This window comes from Streptomyces sp. NPDC048290 (assembly GCF_040652095.1).
In the GTDB taxonomy this organism is placed as follows: domain Bacteria; phylum Actinomycetota; class Actinomycetes; order Streptomycetales; family Streptomycetaceae; genus Streptomyces.
Map to the genome: position 1 here is coordinate 155,401 of NZ_JBEZLM010000007.1, position 18,961 is coordinate 174,361.

Genomic DNA, 18,961 nt, shown 5'->3' on the forward strand with positions numbered 1-18,961 from the left:
CTCAGACCTGCCCGCACAAAACAGTGCCGGTCACTCCTGGCTCCCCCCAGGGTGACCGGCACTCTCCGTTCTACCTAAATACCCTGCCACTCCGGCTTGTTGGAGAACGCGTGCCGGAAGTACTCGGAGAGCTTCAGCTTCGACGCCGCCGCCTCGTCCACCACCACCGTCGCCCGCGCGTGCAGTTGCAGTGCCGACGCCGGGCACACCGCCGCCACCGGCCCCTCCACCGTCGCCGCCACCGCGTCCGCCTTGCCCTCGCCCGTGGCCAGCAGCACCAGATGGCGTGCCTCCAGGATCGTCCCGATCCCCTGGGTGATGACGTGGTGGGGGACCTGGTCGATGTCTCCGTCGAAGAACCGCGCGTTGTCCACCCGCGTCTGCTCCGTCAAGGTCTTGATCCGCGTCCGGGACACCAGCGACGAGCAGGGCTCGTTGAAGCCGATGTGCCCGTCCGTGCCGATCCCCAGAAGCTGGAGATCGACCCCGCCGGCCGCCCCCAGCGCCCGGTCGTACGCCTCGCACGCCCCCGGGATGTCCTCGGCCGTGCCGTCCGGCCCCATGAACGCGTCCGTCCCGATCCCCAGCGGCTCCAGCACCTCGCGCCGCACCACCGACCGGTACGACTCGGGATGCTCGGCGGGCAGCCCCACGTATTCGTCGAGCTGCGCTATCCGCGCCCGCGAGGTGTCCACGACCCCGGCCCGCACCTTCGCCGCCAGCGCCTGGTAGATGGGCAGCGGCGTCGAACCGGTGGCCACCCCGAGCAGGGCGTCCGGCTTGCCGCGCAGCAACTGGGCCATGGCCTCGGCGATCAGCTCGCCGCCCGCCGCGGCGTCCGGAACGATGACAACTTCCACGCTGGGCCTGCCGTTCTGAAGAAGGGAGAAGGAACTCGAAGGAAGACGCGGAGAATCCGAATTCGGGTCGTGTGGTTTAGACCAATCTATCAGGAATCGGCCCGCCGTCCCAGGTCAGCGTGCGCCTGCGCGCGACCGGCGCATGGCACCATGACGCCACCGTGAGCCCCGCGCCCTCGCGTCCCGCGAGCCGGCGGAGCCCACACCCGCACCATGGAACTCGTGAGCCCCGCGCCCTCGCGCCCCGCGAACCAGTGAGCCCGCGCGGCGCAGAACGAGGAAGGCGCACGCCCAGCCGCCCCGCCCCCGGAGGAACCCGCATGACCGCCGCCACCACCCCGGAGCCCCACGGCGATGCCCCCGGCCGGATCATGGCCCGTGAGATGGCCGAGCAGCCCGCCGTGCTGCGCCGCATCCTCACCGACGGCATCCCGGAGATCCGGCGGGTCGCCCAGGAGATCGCCGCCCGCAAGCCCCGCTTCGTCCTGCTGACCGCCCGCGGCACCTCCGACAACGCGGCCCTCTACGCCAAGTACCTGCTGGAGATCCGCCTCGGCCTGCCCTGCGGTCTGACCTCCATGTCGACCACCACCGCGTACGGCGCCCGTCCCGACCTCACCGATGTCCTCGTCGTCACCGTCAGCCAGTCCGGCGGCTCGCCCGACCTCGTGGCCTCGACCCGCGCCGCCCGCGAGGCCGGTGCCATCACCCTGGCGGTGACCAACAACCCGGACTCACCGCTGGCCGCCGTCTCCGAGTACCACATCGACATCCTGGCCGGCCCCGAGCGCGCGCTGCCCGCGACCAAGACCTACACCGCCTCCCTCCTCTCCCTGTACCTCCTCGTCGAGCACCTGGGCGGCGGCGACGGCGCCCCCGCCGCCGTCCTCCCCGACCTCGCCGCGGGGCTCCTCGCCCGCCAGGACGAGATCCGCGCCCTCGCCGCCCGCTACCGCTTCGCCGAGCGCATGGTCATCACCTCCCGCGGCTACGGCTACCCCACCGCCAAGGAAGCCGCCCTCAAGCTGATGGAGACCAGCTACATCCCCGCCCTCTCCTACTCCGGCGCCGATCTGCTGCACGGCCCGCTCGCGATGGTCGACAACGTCTCCCCGGTCATCGCGGTCGTCACCGACGGCAAGGGCGGCGAAGCGCTCCAGCCCGTCCTGGACCGGCTGCGCGGCCGGGGCGCCGACCTCGTGGTCATCGGGCCCGCCGACCGGGTGCGGGACGCCTCCGCCGGATTCGTCCTGCCCACCGCGGGGGTCGCCGAGGAGGTCCAGCCCGTGCTGGAGATCATCCCCCTCCAACTCCTCGCCTACGAGGTCACCATCGCCCGCGGCCAGGACCCCGACGCCCCCCGCGCCCTCGCCAAGGTCACGGAGACCCGCTGACCCCGCACCCCGCCCCCTAGAACCTCAGCAGCGCCCTCCCCCCGTCGCGTCCACATGCTGCCCCGCGCCCTTGGCCATGTGGGTCGCGGCGACGGCCGGGAGCGCGGCGTCCGTCACCAGCGCCGCCCTGCCCCCGAGCACACCTGCCCCCACCCCGATCCCCATCCCCGCAGCCCCCTTCAGCCGAAAATATCTAGCGGTCGCTACAGAAAAACCGTACACCACCCCGCCGACATTTCTCTAGTACCCGCTATAGAATAAAGTCATGGCGAGCGTCGAACCCCCCTCCGCAACCCCCTCCGACACGGAGACCCCCTCGGCGCGGGCGCCACAGACCCCCTCGCGGCCACCATCCGCGCCCCCCGCCCCACCCCGCCGCCGGGGCCGCCCCCGCTCCTTCGACCGGGCGGGCGCCCTCGAAAAGGCCCTCATGGCGTTCTGGGCCCATGGGTACGAGGCCACCTCCGTCTCCGACCTCACCCGCGAGATGGGCATCGGAGCCCCCAGCCTCTACGCCGCGTTCGGCGACAAACGCGCCCTGTTCGACGAGGTCGTCGTCGAGTACGACAAGCGGTACGGGTCGTTCGGCGCCGTCGCCCTCGCCGAGGAGCCCACCGCCCGTGCCGCCGTGGAGCGACTGCTCAGGGAGTCCGCCGCCGTCTACACCGAACCCGGCCATCCACGCGGCTCTCTCTACGTCCACGCCGCCACCAACTGCACCACGCCCGAGGTCGAGGCGTCCCTCAGAGACCGGCGCCATGCCGACATCGCGGCGATCCGCAGCCGGGTCGCCGCCGGGATCGCCGCCGGTGAACTGCCCGCGGACACCGACGCGGCCGCGCTCGCGCGGTTCGCCGGAGCCATGATCCAGGGCATGTCCCAGCAGGCCCGCGACGGCGCGAGCCGGGTGGAACTGGAGGCACTGGCCGAAATCGCCATGACCAACTGGCCCCGCGGCTGACCTCCGCGGGTTAGGCTGCGAGGCGTCAACAGCCAACAGCCTCCAACAATTCACCGCCCCCGACTCATGGACACGCGGAGTGGTCTAGTCCACAATGCTGTACGGAGGGAACCCCGCGCGGCGGTGACCCGGCCGGTCGCCCGGCCGGCGGCGCCACCGACCAGACCGTCGATCGGGCCAACGATCGGACCACCGGTCGTCCCGGCAGCCGTACCAGCGGTCGTCTCCGGGGCCGTACCACCAGCGAGACCAGCAGTCGTACCACCAGCGGTACAGACCGTCGCGCCCCGCGCGGCGACGCCAACTGCACACAAGCCTCCGTCCTCCCCGCACAGGAGGGCGGACCGAGGAACCGGTGCTCTCTGCCCTGACTGCCCCGGGTCCTCATCCATCGGCCGACCGGGACCGCACACCCCACGGCCGTTGTTGCTCCGGGCTGCGGTGCCGGGAGGGTTGAGGGTCCCTCCCAGGCGCCGCGGCCCGCGGGTGTCTTCCGGGCCGCGCACGGCCCCGTCGAGCCCCTCCGCAGCCCCCTCCCGAATCCCCTCCCGCCCCGAGACCGCCCCAAGGGGCCGCACATGACCCCTTGGCGCAGGGCCGGACATGCGGGGGCCTCTCAGACCCCCAGGTACGCTCACAGCGTGCCCTCCATGAACGAGCTGGTCCGCCAGCACACCGCCCTCGACGACTCCGACCTGGAGTGGCTCCATCTGCTGGTCTCGGAGTGGCAGCTGCTCTCCGACCTCTCCTTCGCCGACCTCGTTCTGTGGGTCCCCACCCGCGACGGCACCCGCTATGTCTCGGTCGCGCAGATGCGCCCCAACACCGGCCCCACCTCCTACCAGGACGACATGGTCGGCCATCTCGTCCCGCGCGGGCGCCGCCCCATGCTGGACGCGGCGCTCGACGAGGGCCGGATCGTCCGCGAGGGCGACCCCGAATGGCGCGAGGAGGTCCCGGTCCGCGTCGAGTCCATCCCCGTACGACGCGCCTCCCGGGTCCTCGGGGTCATCGCCCGCAACACCAATCTGCTCACCGTGCGCACCCCCAGCCGACTGGAGCTGACCTACCTCCAGAGCGCCTCCGACCTCGCCCAGATGATCGCGGCCGGCGCCTTCCCGTTCGCCGACCAGCAGGTCGACATGGACGCCTCCCCGCGCGTCGGCGACGGCCTGATCCGCGTCGACGCCGACGGCATCGTCCAGTACGCCTCCCCGAACGCGCTCTCCGCCTACCACCGCATGGGCCTCGCCGCCGACCTCGTCGGCCACCACCTCGGCCGGACCACCGCCGAACTCGCCCCCACCCGCGGCCCGGTCGACGAGGCCCTCGCCAAGGTCGCCAGCGGCTGGGCCCCGCGCGCCTTCGAGATCGAGGCCCGCGACGGGGTCATCCAGTTCCGTACGATCCCGCTCAAGCCCAAGGGCACCCGCACCGGTTCGCTGGTGCTGCTCCGGGACGTCACCGAACTGCGCCGCCGCGAACGCGAGTTGATCACCAAGGACGCCACCATCCGGGAGATCCACCACCGGGTGAAGAACAACCTCCAGACGGTGGCCGCCCTGCTGCGCCTCCAGGCCCGCCGGATCGAATCCGAACGGGGCCGCGCGGCGCTGGAGGAAGCGGTCCGCCGGGTCGGCTCCATCGCCATCGTGCACGAGACGCTGTCCCAGAACCTGGACGAGCGGGTGGAGTTCGACGAGATCGCCGACCGGGTGGTCGCCATGGTCGCCGAGATCTCGCCCGGCAAGGTCACCGGCCGCCGCTCCGGCCGCTTCGGCATCCTGGAGGCGGAGGTCGCCACCCCGCTCGCCATGGTGCTCACCGAGGTCCTCCAGAACGCCCTGGAACACGGCTTCACGGAGGGCGAGACGGGCACGGTCGAGGTCTCGGCGGTGCGCGGCGGTACGACCAAGCAGACCCGGCTGCTGGTCACGGTCCAGGACGACGGTGTGGGCCTGCCGCCCGGCTTCGATCCGCACACCTCAGGGAACCTGGGCCTCCAGATCGTCCGGACACTGGTGGAGGGCGAGTTGGGCGGCACCTTCGACATGGTCCCGGCCCCCGAGCGCGGCACCCAGGTGATCCTGGACATCCCGGTCCGCGCGCACAAGTGAACAATCACAAAGGGACATGCGCCGGATGAGGCGGATGCGAACACCCGTCCTCGCACAGCCCGGACATCCCCCGGGCATCGCAGAACCAGGGCATCACAGGACCAGGGAACCAAAGGGCCAGGGCATAAAAGCGCCCAGGCATAAGAGCACCTGGGCGTAAAAGCACTTGGGCCCAAAGTGCGCGGACCCAAGGGAACCCCGCACAGCAAAGAGCCCCGGACCGTGGTGAACGGTCCGGGGCCAGTGCGCATCGGGGTACTGCGCGCTGCGGCTCGGGGGCGGGAGTTGCGTACTCGCTGTACGCGCCGCCAAGCTCAGGCTGTTGTGCGGGGCGGGTAGGTCAGGCGGATGCCTGACGGGCCCGGTTGCGGGCGGCGCGGCGCTTCATGGCGCGGCGCTCGTCCTCGCTGAGACCACCCCAGACGCCGGAGTCCTGACCGGACTCAAGCGCCCACTGCAGACACTGCTCGATAACCGGGCAGCGACGGCAGACGGCCTTGGCTTCCTCGATCTGCAGCAGCGCGGGACCGGTGTTGCCGATGGGGAAGAAGAGCTCGGGGTCTTCCTCGCGGCAAACGGCGTTGTGACGCCAGTCCATGGCTGCTACCTCTCCTTGGGTATTACGTGCTGATTGCTTGTGAATGTGAACGCTTTCACGAATCCCTCAACAAGGGAAGGGCCGACCGTCAGGTTGCCCTGGCGTGGTCCTGTGGGTTTGAAGAGGGGTTCCGGTGATCTGTGGAGGCCGGTGGTGCGGGCCGTCTCGATCGCCACGTAGAGACTCGCAAACCTCAGCGGCGGATACAACCCCTTCTGGAAAGTTTTTTTTGATTCCTCGGTGTCGACTAGGTCACAGCCGTACTTCCATGGGGTGGACCCTGGCCTAAACGTTCGAGTGAAAGGACTTTAGCCCCTTCTGCTCACACAATCACACGCAGTGCACGGCGTACGCCTGTGAACGTCACGCTGGTGCGCAGCCCGAGGTGGTCACCGTCCATCTGAAGCGGCAGTGGGACCTTCGAATGCAAGGTGAACTGGTCCAGATCGTGGAGTGAGACCGCATGCTTTCCTTGCGGTCCCCGCTCGGGGGACGAAGTAAGCAACTGTGTGCCATATCGGGCAACCGCGGCGGTAGACAGCCGGCTGAGAGCGAATACGTCGAGCCCGGTATCGAACGATGCCTTAGGTGACGCGTACATCGGGCGATTGCCCAGGAAGGTCCACGGGGCCGTGTTCGAGGCTATGCACACCACCAGATCGGACACCGGATCTTCACCGGCCCGCTCCAGGGTGATGGAGCCATGCCGACGGCTCGGCTCGCCCAGGAACTGGCGGACCACCTGACGGACATAGAGCGCGTGGGTGGACTTCTTGCCGCGCTCGCGCTGCTGCTCGACCCGGCCGACGACCCCGGCGTCGAAACCGAGCCCGGAGTTGAAGGTGAACCAGCGCGAGGGCACCCCCTCGTCCTCGGTGCCGGGAGTGCCGGAGGTCAGTCCGAGACCGACCGTGCGCTCACTGCCCTCGCGCAGCGCGTTCAGCAGCGCGCCGGTCGCCTCGACGGGGTGGTTGGGCAGATCCAGGGCGCGGGCGAAGACATTGGTGGAGCCACCGGGCACCACCGCGAGACCGGGCAGCCGCTCCGGGTCGGGGCCCGAGTGCAGCAGCCCGTTGACCACCTCGTTGACCGTGCCGTCGCCGCCGAGCGCCACCACCAGGTCGATGTTGCCGCTCTCCGCCGCCTGGCGTCCCAGGTCCCGGGCGTGGCCGCGGTACTCGGTGGTGACCGCCTCCAGCTTCATCTCGCTGGCGAGCGCGTGGATCAGCACATCGCGCGTGCGCGCACTGGTGGTGGTTGCCGCCGGATTGACCACGAGAAGTGCACGCATGGGTTGCAGCGTACCTACTGGGTGGTACTCGGTCCCAGTGCGCGGGGGATCGGAACGGGCCACCGGGACCCGGACCCGGTACGCCCGCCGGGAGCCGCCGCCCAGGGGCCGCACCGGTCGCCGTACGTCCCGGCGGCTACCCTGCCGGTGTGAGCAGTGACCAGAATCCCACCCCGGAACCCACCGGACCCCGTCCGCGGCGGCTGACCTACGCGGCGGCCCTGACCGGTCTGGAGGGGCTCGCGCTGCTCGTCGGCGGCGCCTGGATCCTCGTCCTCGGACTCACCGGCCACCCGGACGACCGGCAGCAGGCCGTCACCGGCGGGGTCACCCTCATCGTCCTCGCGCTGCTGCCGCTGCTCGCCGCCCGCGGTCTGCTGGGCCGGCGGGGCTGGAGCCGGGGCCCGGCCGTCATCACCCAGATCATCGCGCTGCCCGTCGCCTACAACCTGCTCCAGACCGACAGCGCCGCCATCCCGGCCGGGATCGCGCTCGGGGTGACGGCGGTGCTGGCGCTGCTGCTCCTGGTGAACCAGGAGACGACCCGCGCGCTGAACATCCGGGGACCGGGCGCGGGCCCGGTGGCGGACGAGGCGGAGCGGAAGTAACCCTCCCGGGCGGGGACCCCTTCGGGCCGGGACCAAGACCAGGGCCCGCACTCGCACCCGGACCCGTGCCTGGACCCGTGCCTGGGATCGCGGACCCCGTCCTGTCCGTGCGGGCCTCACTCCTCCACGAGGAGCTTCTCCCTCAACTGGGCCAGTGTGCGGGCCAGCAGCCGGGAGACATGCATCTGCGAGATGCCGACCTCCTGCGCGATCTGCGACTGGGTCATGTTCCCGAAGAACCGCAGCAGCAGGATGCGCTTCTCGCGCGGCGGGAGATCCTCCAGCAGCGGCTTGAGGGACTCGCGGTACTCGACGCCCTCCAGCGCCTCGTCCTCCGCGCCCAGGGTGTCGGCGACCGCCGGGGACTCGTCGTCCGTGTCGGGGACGTCCAGGGACAGCGTGGAGTACGCGTTCGCCGACTCCAGGCCCTCCAGGACCTCCTCCTCGGAGATCGCCAGCTTCTCGGCCAGTTCATGGACCGTGGGGGAGCGCCCGTGCAACTGGGACAGCTCGGCCGTGGCCGTGGTCAGGGCGAGGCGCAGCTCCTGGAGGCGGCGGGGGACCCGGACCGCCCAGCCCTTGTCCCGGAAGTGCCGCTTGATCTCGCCGACCACGGTCGGTGTGGCGTACGTCGAGAACTCCACGCCGCGCTCCGGGTCGAAGCGGTCGACCGACTTGATCAGCCCGATCGTGGCGACCTGGGTCAGGTCGTCCAGCGGCTCGCCGCGGTTGCGGAACCGGCGCGCGAGGTGCTCGACAAGCGGCAGATGCATCCGCACCAGCCGATTGCGCAGCTCCGCGTACTCCGCGCTGCCCTCCTTCAGCTTGCGCAGCTCCAGGAACATCGCACGCGCCCCGCTGCGGTCCTGAGGGTCGTGCTGTGAGCTGTGCTGTGTGCCGTGCTGTGTGCTCTGCGCGGTCGGCGCGGTCGGCGCCGCCTGTCCGGAGTTCCGCTCGTGCTCGCTCATCGTCCCGCCCGTTGCCCTTCCCCGAGCCCGCGCGTCAGCCCGGACGGGGGACACCCCGCTCCGCCGCGGAGACGTGCTCCGCGCGGCACCTTCCTGATTCGTCCGTCCCCCGCCGGGGGGACCGGCCGGTCCGGTGTCACCGGACACGTCCTCCGGGTGCGGCCGGGCCTGCTCGGGGATGGCGTCGATGCCGTCCGCCATGGGGCGGGGGCCGCCCGGGGCCCCCGTGGCGCCCTCGGCGGCCAGCTCCCGTGTGCCGCGCTCATCGTCCCGCACCGGCCCGTCCCCGTCCTTCACGCCGGCCCGGGTCCCGCGCCGCGCTGTTTGTACAGGCTGATCGAGACGGTCCGGTCCTCGTCCACGGCTGAGGAGACCTTGCCCGCCAGGGCGGACAGCACGGTCCAGGCGAAGGTGTCCCGCGAGGGGGCGTGACCGTCCGTGGTCGGCGCCGAGACGGTGACCTCCAGTGAGTCGTCGACCAGTCGGAACACGCAGCTGAGCACGGAGCCCGGCACGGCCTGCTGGAGCAGGATCGCGCATGCCTCGTCCACCGCGATCCGCAGGTCCTCGATCTCGTCCAGGGTGAAGTCCAAACGGGCCGCGAGGCCGGCCGTGGCCGTCCGCAGCACCGACAGGTAGGCACCCGCGGCCGGCAGCCGGACTTCCACGAAGTCCTGGGTCGCGGGCTCGCCTGCGATCTGGGACACCCTCACCTCCAAGGTGGTACAAGCTGTTCGGGGCCGAGGGTCGCCCCCCGGGGTAACGCGATGTGTCGTTCAGCGGTGACGCTATCGCGCTCTCAACAGTCCTGTCCCCGGGACCCCAACCCCTTGCTGTCACTCATAGTAAACACACGGATACGCTCCGTGGCTAGGGGTGTGGCGGGCCCAAATGGGAAGAGCGCGCGCCGCATTGACGTACCCAGACGTCAGAGGGTCGAACCGTCCCCGAACCGGACCTGTCGTGGATCACATCCGATCGCTTTCGGACGCCGGGACGACACCCGGGGATCGTCTCAGGAGTCACACCAGGACATGATCGACGAAGCACCAGCGCCAGTCCTCGCCGGGCTCGAACGTCATCATCACCGGGTGACCCGACTCCTTGTGGTGCTCGGTCGCGTGGCGGTGCGGCGAGGAGTCGCAGCAGCCGACGTGGCCGCAGGAGAGGCAGAGCCGCAACTGCACCGGGTTCGTGCCGTCGGCGAGACACTCCAGACAGGTCTCGCTGAGCGGGTCCGGTTCCGGGTGCGGCAGCGCGTCCACGTGCGTGCACTGTTTCATGATTGCCAGATTACGACGGGTGTGCGGGAGACCGCGCGCACAACGAAGGGCGGGGATGGCGCATGGACGTGATGCCGCTGCTGTTGCTGGTGGCGGGCAGCGCCGCGGTCGCCGCGGCCGGGCGGCGCACCCCGGTGCCCGCGCCGCTGCTGCTGGTCACGGCGGGTCTGGCGGTGTCCTATGTGCCCGGCGTCCCCGAGTACGCCCTCGACCCGCACATCGTGCTGCCGCTGCTGCTGCCCCCGCTGCTGCACACCGCCGCCACCGACAGCTCCTATCTCGACCTGCGCGCGCAACTGCGTCCCGTCGCCCTGCTGTCGGTCGGCTATGTGCTGTTCGCGACCGTCACCGTCGGCTACGCGGCCTATCTGCTGGTGCCGGGGCTGCCGCTGACCGCGGCGCTGGTGCTGGGCGCGGTGGTGGCACCGCCGGACGCCGTCGCCGCCACCGCGGTCGCCCGCCGCGTGGGACTGCCGTCCAGGATCACCACCATCCTCCAGGGCGAGTCCCTGGTGAACGACGCCACCGCGATCACCGCCTACCGGGTCGCCGTCGCGGCGGCCGTCGGGGAGGGCGCGAGCTGGGCCGGCGGGATCGGCGAATTCGTGATCGCCGCGGTCGGCGGCATCGGTATCGGGGTCCTGCTCATGTTCCCGCTGCACTGGTTGCGCACGCATCTCAAGGAGGCCCTGCTCCAGAACACGCTCTCCCTGCTCATCCCGTTCGTCGCGTACGGGGTCGCCGAGCAGGTGCACGCCTCCGGAGTGCTCGCGGTCGTGGTCGTGGCGCTCTATCTGGGCCACCGCGCGTGGGAGGTCGATTTCGCCACCCGGCTCCAGGAGGACGCCGTGTGGCGCATGGTCGCCTTCGTCCTGGAGTCGGCGGTCTTCGCCCTCATCGGCCTCCAGCTCCCGGTGGTGCTGCGCGGCCTCGGCGCGTACGAGGGGCTGGAAGCCGCCTGGTACGCCGTCGCCGTCTTCCTGGTGGTGGTCGCCTCGCGGTTCATCTGGGTCTATCCGGCGGCGTTCCTGCCGCGGATGCTGTCCGCGCGGGTGCGCAAACGCGAGGAGAACCCGACCTGGAAGGGCGCCTTCGTCATCTCCTGGGCCGGAATGCGCGGGGTGGTCTCGCTGGCCATCGCCTTCTCCATCCCGGTCACCCTGGACGACAACGAGCCCTTCCCCGGCCGCAACCTGATCCTGTTCCTGACCTTCACCACCGTCATCGGCACCCTCGTCCTCCAGGGACTGACCCTGCCGCCGCTGATCCGTGTCCTGCGGCTGCCCGGCAAGGACGCCCAGGCCGAGACCCTGGTCGAGGCCAACGCCCAGGCCCAGGCGTCCCGGGCCGCCGAACAGCGGCTGGACGACCTCCTCCAGGACGAGCGCAACGCCCTGCCCGGCCCCCTCGCCGACCGGCTGCGCACGGTCCTGGAACGCCGCCAGAACTCCGTGTGGGAGCGGCTCGGCCAGCCCAACCCGGTCACCGGCGAGAGCGTCGACGACACCTACCGGCGGCTCTCCCGCGAGATGATCGGCGCCGAGCGGGAGGTCTTCGTCCGGCTGCGGGACCTGCGCTACATCGACGACGAGATGCTGCGCACCCTGCTGCGCCGACTGGACCTGGAGGAGGCGGCCGCCTACCGGGAGACGTCCGACTGAGGCCGGTCATGTACGCCCGCCGTATGTCCGTCCTTCGCGTGGGGTCAGTGCCCCGCGCGGGGCGGTCCGGGCGTGTCCCGCCCCGGCCTGTCCCGCTCCGGCGTGTCCTCCGGCTCCCGCGCGCCCGGCGTGAAGGGCGCCCCGGTGACGACCGCCGTGAGACGGGTCCCGCGCGGGAAGGCGCCCGCCTCGGTGAGGGCGACAAGGGCATGGAGCAACTTGGCGACATACAGACGTTCCACGGCGAGTCCGTGGCGCTGTTCGAAGTCGTATGCGAACGCCTCCAGCTCCCTCGGCACCCGCGCGTAACCGCCGCAATGGAAGCCGTCGGCCAGGGACCAGGCACCGCGCGGTCCGCCGAACGCGGCGGTCTGGAGGGCACGGACCTCGTCGGCGAGGAAGCCGCCCTTGAGCACCGGCACGCCCAGAGCGCGCTGGTCCGGGGCCAGACCCGCGGCCAGTCCCGCCAGGGTGCCGCCGGTGCCGCAGGCGACGGCCACCACGTCCGCCGTGCCCCGCAGTTCCTCGCCGAGCGCCACACAGCCGCGTACCGCCCGCTCGTCGCTGCCGCCCTCGGGGATCACGAAGGCGTCCTCGGCGCCCGCCGCGCGGAGGATCGCCGCGCGGGTCGCGGGCTCCGCCTTGCGGCGATACATCGATCTGTCGATGAAGTGCAGCCTCATGCCGTCGGCGGCACAGCGGGCCAGGGACGGGTTGAGCGGGCCACCGGCCAGTTCGTCGCCGCGGACCACACCGACCGTCGGCAGACCCAGGAGACGGCCCGCGGCGGCGGTGGCGCGCAGATGGTTGGAGTAGGCGCCGCCGAAGGTCAGCACCGTACGGCCCGCGGCGGCGGCGAGGTTCGGGGCGAGCTTGCGCCACTTGTTGCCGATCAGCCGCGGGTGGATCAGGTCGTCCCGCTTGAGCAGCAGCCGCACACCCCGGCGGGCGAAGCGCGGATCGGCCGCCTCCACCAGCGGCGAGGGCAGCCGGGGGCGCAGCGCGGCGACGGCGTCGGGGCTGGTCATCAGCCCATTGTCGGTCACGCCGCCGCGCCTGCGGCGAGGTCGGGGGCGGCTACTTCAGCCGCTCCTCGACCCGGGTGCGCATCGAGGCCATGGTGAAGCCCTTCGGGTCGATCTTCCCGGGCTGCCACTCCAGGTGGCCGATCACCGAGCGCTGGTTCCAGCCGTGCACCCGGCAGACGGCCGCCGCCGCCCGCGCGATGGCGTCGAGCTGGGCGGCGGGCCAGGGGTCCTTGCCGTCGCCGAGGTTCTCGCACTCGAAGCCGTAGAAGTGGGTGTTGCCGTCGGTGTTCGCCTCGTTGTCCGGTGGCAGCGCCTTCTCGGCGATCACCGCGTTCAGGACATCGCCGTCGCCGAGCCCCGCGTGATTGGCGCGGCCGTAGCCGACGAGGTGGACCGTGCCGTCCTTGGTGATGACCCCGTGGCAGAGCGGGCCGGGCAGGGAGGCATAGCCGTCCCGGCAGATCTGTACGGTCTGGGCGCTGCCCTTGGTGACGGTGTGGTGGATCATCACCCCGTGCACCGGCCCCCAGGGGCCCTTGCTGTTGCGGTTGTGGTGGCGCCAGTCGCCGACCTCGACGACCTTCAGCCCTTCCTCGCGGAGCGTATTCAGAAATGTGTTCGCGGACATGGGTGGGGCCATGACCGCCTCCTTCGCACACCTGAGCGCCGACCGCCGGTCGCGGCCGTCTCGTACCGCTGCTTGTACCGAACGCATTGCGGCCGAAATCATCGATTCGTACAGCGTGCGAGCGGATTCGGACAGGTCCATTCCGCTACGGGGTGACGCTGGAACGGCGCATTCCGCGGGCTCGGTCATGAGCCGGGAGCCTCACATGTGCCCCGGCGCGCGGTGATCCATTCCCGCTCTTTCGGGTAATAGCACCGGCACGCCGGTGATGGAAATCTGTCCCGCGGAGTTCGGTGCCCGGCGGCGGAGTGCTGTCCGGGCATGACCGGGAGGGCAGTTCCATATGTCGGTAGGCGAAGAGGTCCGCACGGAGCAGGGCACGCCGCAGCAGAGTCTGGGGACGGCGGCAGCGCGGAACCTGGCCACCACGACCAAGTCCGTGCCGCAGATGCAGGAGATCAGCTCGCGCTGGCTGCTGCGGACGCTGCCGTGGGTGGATGTGCAGGGCGGCACGTACCGGGTGAACCGGCGGCTGACGTACGCGGTCGGCGACGGGCGCGTCACCTTTGTGAAGACCGGTGACCGGGTCGAGGTCATCCCCGCCGAGCTGGGCGAACTGCCCGCCCTGCGGTCGTACGAGGACGACGAGGTGCTGACCGAGCTGGCGCGCCGGTGCGCCCAGCGGGAGATCGCCGCGGGGGAGGTGATCGCGTCCTTCGGCAACCCGACGAACGAGGTGTACCTGCTCGCGCACGGCCGGGTCGAGAAGGTCGGCACCGGGCCCTACGGCGACGACGCCGTGCTCGGGGTCCTCGCCGACGGCGCCTACTTCGGGGACCAGGCACTGCTGGACCCGGACGCCATCTGGGAGTACACCGTCCGCGCGGGCACCGCGTGCACGGTGCTCGTGCTCTCCCGGGACGACTTCCAGCAGGTCGCGGAACGTGCGGAAACGTTGCGCGGGCACCTCGACGGGCTGCGGGCCGTCCCCGCGCAGCGCACCAACAAGTACGGCGAGAAGGAGATCGACGTCGCGGCCGGCCACTCCGGCGAGCCCGACATCCCGCACACCTTCGTCGACTACGAGGCCCGGCCGCGCGAGTACGAACTGAGCGTCGCCCAGACCGTGCTGCGGGTCCACTCCCGGGTGGCCGACCTCTACAACCAGCCCATGAACCAGACCGAGCAGCAGTTGCGGCTCACGGTCGAGGCGCTCAAGGAGCGCCAGGAGCACGAGCTGATCAACAACCGCGAGTTCGGGCTCCTCAACAACTGCGAGTACGAGCAGCGCATCCAGCCGCACGACGGCGTCCCCAGCCCCGACGACATGGACGAGCTGCTCAGCCGCCGCCGCGGCACCAAGCTGTTCCTCGCCCACCCCCGCGCCATCGCCGCGTTCGGCCGTGAGCTGAACCGGCGCGGACTGGTCCCGGAGAGCCTGGACGTCGGCGGCAACCGCATCCCGACCTGGCGCGGTGTGCCGATCTACCCGTGCAACAAGATCCCGGTCACCGAGGCCCGGACCACCTCGATCATCGCCATGCGTACCGGCGAGCAGGACCAGGGCGTCATCGGGCTGCGCCAGTCCGGACTGCCGGACGAGATCGAGCCGAGCCTTTCGGTGCGGTTCATGGGCATCAACGAACAGGCCATCATCAAGTACCTCGTGACCGCCTACTACTCGGCGGCCGTGCTGGTCCCGGACGCGCTCGGCGTGCTGGAGAACGTCGAGATCGGCCGCTGGCAGTGACCCGTCCCGCACCGTCGCCGTGTCCCCGCCCTGCCGGGTGGGGACATCCCCTCGACGCGCGACGGGGCGGGGCGACCCCGTCACCGGGCCTTTCGAGGGGGCGCCGATGGCCGAGTCCCTGACGCCGGACGCGGAACGGCCCAGCGGCGAGGTACAGGAGGGCGCCGTGGCCGTCCACGCGGACGACGGGCGGGAGGCGGCGCTGATACTGGACCGCGCCCGGGAGTCCGTCGACCCCGAACTGCGGTCCGCGTTCGCCCTGCTCCCCGCGCAGATGCGGCGCGTCGCCCGCTACCACTTCGGCTGGGAGAACCCGGACGGGACCCCGGCGGACGGCAGCGCGGGCAAGGCGATCCGTCCGGCCCTGGTCCTCACCGCCGCCGAAGCCCTCGGCGGCGGCGCGGCACGGGCCGCCGCGGTACGCGCCGCGGCGGCGGTGGAGCTGGTGCACAACTTCACCCTGCTGCACGACGATGTGATGGACCGGGACGTCACCAGGCGCCACCGGCCCACCGCCTGGACCGTGTTCGGCACCGCCGACGCGATCCTGGTCGGCGACGCCCTCCAGGCGCTGGCCCAGATGATGCTCGCGCGGGACCCGCATCCGGCGGCCCCGCGCGCCGCCGCCCGGATCGCCGCCTGCGTCATCGAGCTGTGCGAGGGCCAGCACGCCGACACCGCCATGGAGAGCCGGGCACCCGACGAGGTCACCCTCGACGAGGTGCTCACCATGGCGGAGGCCAAGACGGGCGCCCTGATCGGCTGCGCGTGCGCGGTCGGCGCGCTGTACGCGGGGGCGGACGACGAGGCCGTCGACGCGCTGGACGCGTTCGGGCGGGCCGCCGGGCTCGCCTTCCAGCTGATCGACGACGTCATCGGCATCTGGGGCGACCCGGGCCGCACCGGCAAACCGGCCGGCGCGGATCTGGCCGCCCGCAAGAAGTCCCTGCCGGTGGTCGCCGCGCTCACCTCGGGCACGCCCGGGGCGGCCGAACTGGCGGCGCTGTACGGGGCGCCGTACGACCAGGGCGACCTGGAGCGCACGGTGCTCGCCATCGAACGGGCCGGAGGCCGGGACTGGGCGCAGAGCCAGGCCGCCGACCGGATGGCCCGCGCGATGGACCAGCTGGCCCGCGCGATCCCGGACCCCGCGCTGGCGGACGGTCTGCTCGCGCTGGCCGAGTTCGTGACCCGCCGCAGCAGCTAGCCGAGCGGCGGCGGGACGGGGCGCCGGGGGACACGGAAAGGAGGGCGCCGCCTGGACGGCGAGAGATAGGTGCCGTCCAGGCGGCGCACCGGCCCCGGAGTCCGCGGCAGCTCCGGGGCGGGTCCTGGTTCCGGTCCCGGTGTTCCGGTCCGGCGGGCCCCGCACAGCCCACGCTGTGCGGGGTCCGCCGTTCCACGCGTCCCGCTAGTCTTCAACCGCCAAAGAGACAACAGCGGTTGACGTGGAGGCGGGACCATGGGCGTGGCGATCCGGACGGCGGGGGAGGGCGACCGGGAGCAGGTCGTCCGGCTTCTGGACTCGGCTTTCCAGGACGACCCGGTGAGCAACTGGGTCTTTCCCGGCGACGCGTTCGCGCGCGCCCACCACCGGCTGATGGGCGCTTTCACCGACATCGTGCTGGCCGAGGGCCGGATCGATGTGCTGGAGGACGGTACGGCGTGCGCGCTGTGGCTGTCGGTGCCGGGAGCGGCGGGGGACGCCGGGCATGAACCCGGCTCCGGGCAGGACGAGGACGACGCCGTACTGCTGCGGGAGGCCGTGGACCCCGGGAATCCGCGGGTCGAGGAGATAGCCCGGCTGACCGCCGCCATCCACCCCGGGGACCGGGCGCACGAATACCTCTGGCTGATCGGCGTCGCCCCGCAGCGGCAGGGCGAGGGGCTCGGCAGCGCGCTGATGGGTCCCGTGCTGGACCGCTGCGACCGGGACGGTACGGCCGTCTACCTGGAGGCGAGCAACGCGCGCAGCCGTGATCTGTACGCGCGGCTGGGCTTCGCGCCGTACGGCACGCCGCTGGAGCTGCCGGAGGGCGGCCCGACGATGTGGCCGATGTGGCGCCAGTCGAACGGGCTCTGACCTGCGAAATCCCTGACGGAACCGGGGGCAGACTCACGAGCGGACTCACGGGCGGGTCGCTGGTGGGTGCTTCCCGGGTCGCTAAAAGACTTGCAACCACTACAGGTGGAGTACTACAAATGGAGTCGTCATCGGGGCGGGCGATTCCGCCGCGCTCCCGGTCGTCTCCCTTGAGAAGAGGCAAGTTTGCGCAAGCTCACCTATTTCATCGCCTGCTCCCTGGACGGATTCATCGGTGATCCGCAGGGCGACGCGACGGCGATGGTCTCGCTGGTGGACGAGGAGTTCTTCGGTTACCTCGCCGCCGAGTACCCCGAGACGCTGCCCACCCACGGCCGCCGGGCCACCGGCACCGACCACCTGGAGAACAAGCGGTTCGACACGGTCATCCAGGGCCGGGCCAGCTACGACCTCGCCCTGAAGGAGGGCGTCACCAGCCCCTACGCCCATATGCGGCAGTACGTCGCCTCCACCACGCTGGGCGAGTCCCCCGACCCGGACGTCGAGATCGTCGCCTCGGACGTCGTCGGGAAGGTGCGGGAGCTGAAGGCGGAGGACGGCGGCCTCGGTATCTATCTGTGCGGCGGCGCCCAGCTCGCGGGCGCGCTCTTCGACGAGATCGACGAACTCGTCATCAAGTCCTACCCGCTGGTCTACGGCTCGGGTATGCCGATGTTCGCCAGGGGCTTCGACATCACCGCGTTCGCCCTGGAGTCGGTGCGCGCCTTCGGGAATGGGGCGGTGGTGCGGACGTACGGCCGGAAGCGGTGAGCCGGTGGAGCGGCGGAGGGCGGGGCACCGCCCTACGCTGAGGGCATGGACAGCGATGAGCGGGTCTGTCCGGTCTGCGGACAGCCGGTGGAGACGGTGATCTGGCGCCACAAGACGCTGGGCGCGTGGGTGCCGACCTGGGTCGCGGGACCCTGCCGGAACCGTGCCTGCGCGGCGTATGTGGCCCCTGCGGGGGCGAGGGAACCGGAGGAGGAACAGCCGGGGGCGGAGAAGGACGTGACCGCCGACGAGCACGCGCCTGGTCCGACGGCCTGAGCGCCCCCCTGGGAAGCCCCCCGGAAGCCCCGCCCAGGAAGCCCCCTGGGAAGCCCCTTGGGAAGCCCTCCCTGGGAAGCCCTCCCCGGGGACCCCTCCCGGGCGGCCCGCCGGACATTCCTCGGGAAGTTTCCAGGTCGCCTGTCGAGGAACCCGGATCGGCTCCGACGTCCCGGGTGAGCGTCGCCCGCAGGGGGCGGCCGAGTCGAAGGAGCACGGCGATGAAGTACCTGGTCATGATTCAGGGCGCGCAGATCGACTACGACGCCATGGCCGGCAAGGCGTCCGCCGCCTCCCCGGCCTGGGACGAGAAGGACCTCCAGGCGATGTACGCCTTCATGAGCGCGGTCAACGACGACCTCTCCGAGAGCGGTGAGCTGATCGACGGCCAGGGCCTGGCCGCCCCGGCGCAGATCCGCCATGTCACCCTCGGCGCGGACGGCGAGCCGATCGTCACCGACGGCCCGTACAGCGAGACCAAGGAGATGCTGGCCGGGTACTGGGTGCTGGAGTGCGCCGGTCTGGAGCGGGTCACCGAGATCGCCGCGCGGATCGCCGGCTGCCCGCAGCCCGCCGGGGCACCGGTCTACCCGGTGGAGATCCGGCAGATCCTGGACGGCGCAGGGGACATCTGAGCGGGCCGGACGGCGGGGAACGGCCGGTCGTGCGGGACGGCGACGAGGA

The 18,961-nt window shown here is 71.4% G+C and carries 20 protein-coding genes; 11 read left to right on the forward strand and 9 right to left on the reverse strand.

What is annotated here, in order from left to right; genetic code table 11:
• Positions 1 to 74 precede the first annotated feature (74 nt).
• The gene (gene nagB, locus AB0D49_RS14290; RefSeq protein ID WP_362756197.1) at positions 75 to 860 is read right to left on the reverse strand and encodes a glucosamine-6-phosphate deaminase; all 786 of its coding nucleotides are present in this window, start codon (positions 858 to 860) and stop codon (positions 75 to 77) included.
• A 320-nt stretch (positions 861 to 1,180) separates the two neighbouring features.
• On the opposite strand from nagB, the gene AB0D49_RS14295 reads away from it, so the two are divergent.
• The gene (locus tag AB0D49_RS14295; RefSeq protein ID WP_362756200.1) at positions 1,181 to 2,254 is read left to right on the forward strand and encodes an SIS domain-containing protein; all 1,074 of its coding nucleotides are present in this window, start codon (positions 1,181 to 1,183) and stop codon (positions 2,252 to 2,254) included.
• 24 nt (positions 2,255 to 2,278) lie between these two features.
• On the opposite strand, the gene AB0D49_RS14300 is transcribed toward AB0D49_RS14295, so the two are convergent.
• Positions 2,279 to 2,419, reverse strand: a complete 141-nt coding sequence (locus AB0D49_RS14300) for a hypothetical protein (protein ID WP_362756203.1) — start codon at positions 2,417 to 2,419, stop codon at positions 2,279 to 2,281.
• A 100-nt stretch (positions 2,420 to 2,519) separates the two neighbouring features.
• Between AB0D49_RS14300 and AB0D49_RS14305 the strand changes: the two genes are divergently transcribed.
• Together AB0D49_RS14305 and AB0D49_RS14310 are read left to right on the forward strand one after the other, a co-directional pair.
• Positions 2,520 to 3,215: a TetR/AcrR family transcriptional regulator gene (locus AB0D49_RS14305; protein ID WP_362756206.1), complete on the forward strand. Its 696-nt coding sequence runs from the start codon at positions 2,520 to 2,522 to the stop codon at positions 3,213 to 3,215.
• Between the two features lie 650 nt (positions 3,216 to 3,865).
• Positions 3,866 to 5,332, forward strand: a complete 1,467-nt coding sequence (locus AB0D49_RS14310) for a PAS domain-containing sensor histidine kinase (RefSeq protein WP_362756900.1) — start codon at positions 3,866 to 3,868, stop codon at positions 5,330 to 5,332.
• Between the two features lie 340 nt (positions 5,333 to 5,672).
• Here the strand turns inward: AB0D49_RS14310 and AB0D49_RS14315 are convergent, their stop codons facing one another.
• Both AB0D49_RS14315 and AB0D49_RS14320 read right to left on the reverse strand, forming a co-directional pair.
• Positions 5,673 to 5,930, reverse strand: a complete 258-nt coding sequence (locus AB0D49_RS14315; RefSeq protein ID WP_003992873.1) for a WhiB family transcriptional regulator — start codon at positions 5,928 to 5,930, stop codon at positions 5,673 to 5,675.
• Positions 5,931 to 6,252: 322 nt separating this feature from the next.
• Positions 6,253 to 7,221: a diacylglycerol kinase family protein gene (locus AB0D49_RS14320; RefSeq protein ID WP_362756209.1), complete on the reverse strand. Its 969-nt coding sequence runs from the start codon at positions 7,219 to 7,221 to the stop codon at positions 6,253 to 6,255.
• Positions 7,222 to 7,370: 149 nt separating this feature from the next.
• Between AB0D49_RS14320 and AB0D49_RS14325 the strand changes: the two genes are divergently transcribed.
• Positions 7,371 to 7,829, forward strand: a complete 459-nt coding sequence (locus tag AB0D49_RS14325; RefSeq protein WP_362756212.1) for a hypothetical protein — start codon at positions 7,371 to 7,373, stop codon at positions 7,827 to 7,829.
• A 116-nt stretch (positions 7,830 to 7,945) separates the two neighbouring features.
• Here AB0D49_RS14325 and AB0D49_RS14330 read toward each other — a convergent pair whose 3' ends face one another.
• The 3 genes from AB0D49_RS14330 to AB0D49_RS14340 form a co-directional block, all read right to left on the reverse strand.
• Positions 7,946 to 9,094, reverse strand: coding sequence for an RNA polymerase sigma factor SigF (locus AB0D49_RS14330; RefSeq protein ID WP_362756216.1), 1,149 nt, complete (start codon positions 9,092 to 9,094; stop codon positions 7,946 to 7,948).
• A complete protein-coding gene (locus AB0D49_RS14335) occupies positions 9,091 to 9,504 on the reverse strand; it encodes an anti-sigma factor (RefSeq protein WP_006136266.1) in 414 nt (137 codons plus the stop codon). Before AB0D49_RS14335 ends, AB0D49_RS14330 begins: the two co-directional genes overlap by 4 nt.
• 315 nt (positions 9,505 to 9,819) lie before the next feature.
• A complete protein-coding gene (locus AB0D49_RS14340; protein WP_362756220.1) occupies positions 9,820 to 10,080 on the reverse strand; it encodes a UBP-type zinc finger domain-containing protein in 261 nt (86 codons plus the stop codon).
• Between the two features lie 62 nt (positions 10,081 to 10,142).
• On the opposite strand from AB0D49_RS14340, the gene AB0D49_RS14345 reads away from it, so the two are divergent.
• Positions 10,143 to 11,741, forward strand: coding sequence for a Na+/H+ antiporter (locus tag AB0D49_RS14345; protein WP_362756223.1), 1,599 nt, complete (start codon positions 10,143 to 10,145; stop codon positions 11,739 to 11,741).
• A gap of 44 nt (positions 11,742 to 11,785) precedes the next feature.
• On the opposite strand, the gene AB0D49_RS14350 is transcribed toward AB0D49_RS14345, so the two are convergent.
• Positions 11,786 to 12,769, reverse strand: a complete 984-nt coding sequence (locus tag AB0D49_RS14350; protein ID WP_362756226.1) for a pyridoxal-phosphate dependent enzyme — start codon at positions 12,767 to 12,769, stop codon at positions 11,786 to 11,788.
• A 49-nt stretch (positions 12,770 to 12,818) separates the two neighbouring features.
• The gene (locus tag AB0D49_RS14355; RefSeq protein ID WP_362756229.1) at positions 12,819 to 13,409 is read right to left on the reverse strand and encodes an N-acetylmuramoyl-L-alanine amidase; all 591 of its coding nucleotides are present in this window, start codon (positions 13,407 to 13,409) and stop codon (positions 12,819 to 12,821) included.
• A gap of 331 nt (positions 13,410 to 13,740) precedes the next feature.
• Here AB0D49_RS14355 and AB0D49_RS14360 point away from each other — a divergent pair, with 331 nt between their 5' ends.
• The 6 genes from AB0D49_RS14360 (at position 13,741) to AB0D49_RS14385 (ending at position 18,912) form a co-directional block, all read left to right on the forward strand.
• Positions 13,741 to 15,147 (forward strand): family 2B encapsulin nanocompartment shell protein, encoded by a 1,407-nt coding sequence (locus AB0D49_RS14360; RefSeq protein WP_362756232.1) that lies wholly within the window; start codon positions 13,741 to 13,743, stop codon positions 15,145 to 15,147.
• Positions 15,148 to 15,253: 106 nt separating this feature from the next.
• Positions 15,254 to 16,354: a family 2 encapsulin nanocompartment cargo protein polyprenyl transferase gene (locus tag AB0D49_RS14365; RefSeq protein ID WP_362756236.1), complete on the forward strand. Its 1,101-nt coding sequence runs from the start codon at positions 15,254 to 15,256 to the stop codon at positions 16,352 to 16,354.
• Between the two features lie 255 nt (positions 16,355 to 16,609).
• Positions 16,610 to 17,230 carry a GNAT family N-acetyltransferase gene (locus AB0D49_RS14370; protein WP_362756239.1) on the forward strand — a complete coding sequence of 207 codons (621 nt, stop codon included), beginning with the start codon at positions 16,610 to 16,612 and terminating at the stop codon, positions 17,228 to 17,230.
• 186 nt (positions 17,231 to 17,416) lie between these two features.
• Positions 17,417 to 18,001 (forward strand): dihydrofolate reductase family protein, encoded by a 585-nt coding sequence (locus tag AB0D49_RS14375; RefSeq protein WP_362756242.1) that lies wholly within the window; start codon positions 17,417 to 17,419, stop codon positions 17,999 to 18,001.
• Between the two features lie 45 nt (positions 18,002 to 18,046).
• The gene (locus AB0D49_RS14380) at positions 18,047 to 18,277 is read left to right on the forward strand and encodes a hypothetical protein (RefSeq protein WP_362756245.1); all 231 of its coding nucleotides are present in this window, start codon (positions 18,047 to 18,049) and stop codon (positions 18,275 to 18,277) included.
• Between the two features lie 221 nt (positions 18,278 to 18,498).
• Positions 18,499 to 18,912, forward strand: a complete 414-nt coding sequence (locus AB0D49_RS14385; RefSeq protein ID WP_362756249.1) for a YciI family protein — start codon at positions 18,499 to 18,501, stop codon at positions 18,910 to 18,912.
• Positions 18,913 to 18,961: the final 49 nt, after the last annotated feature.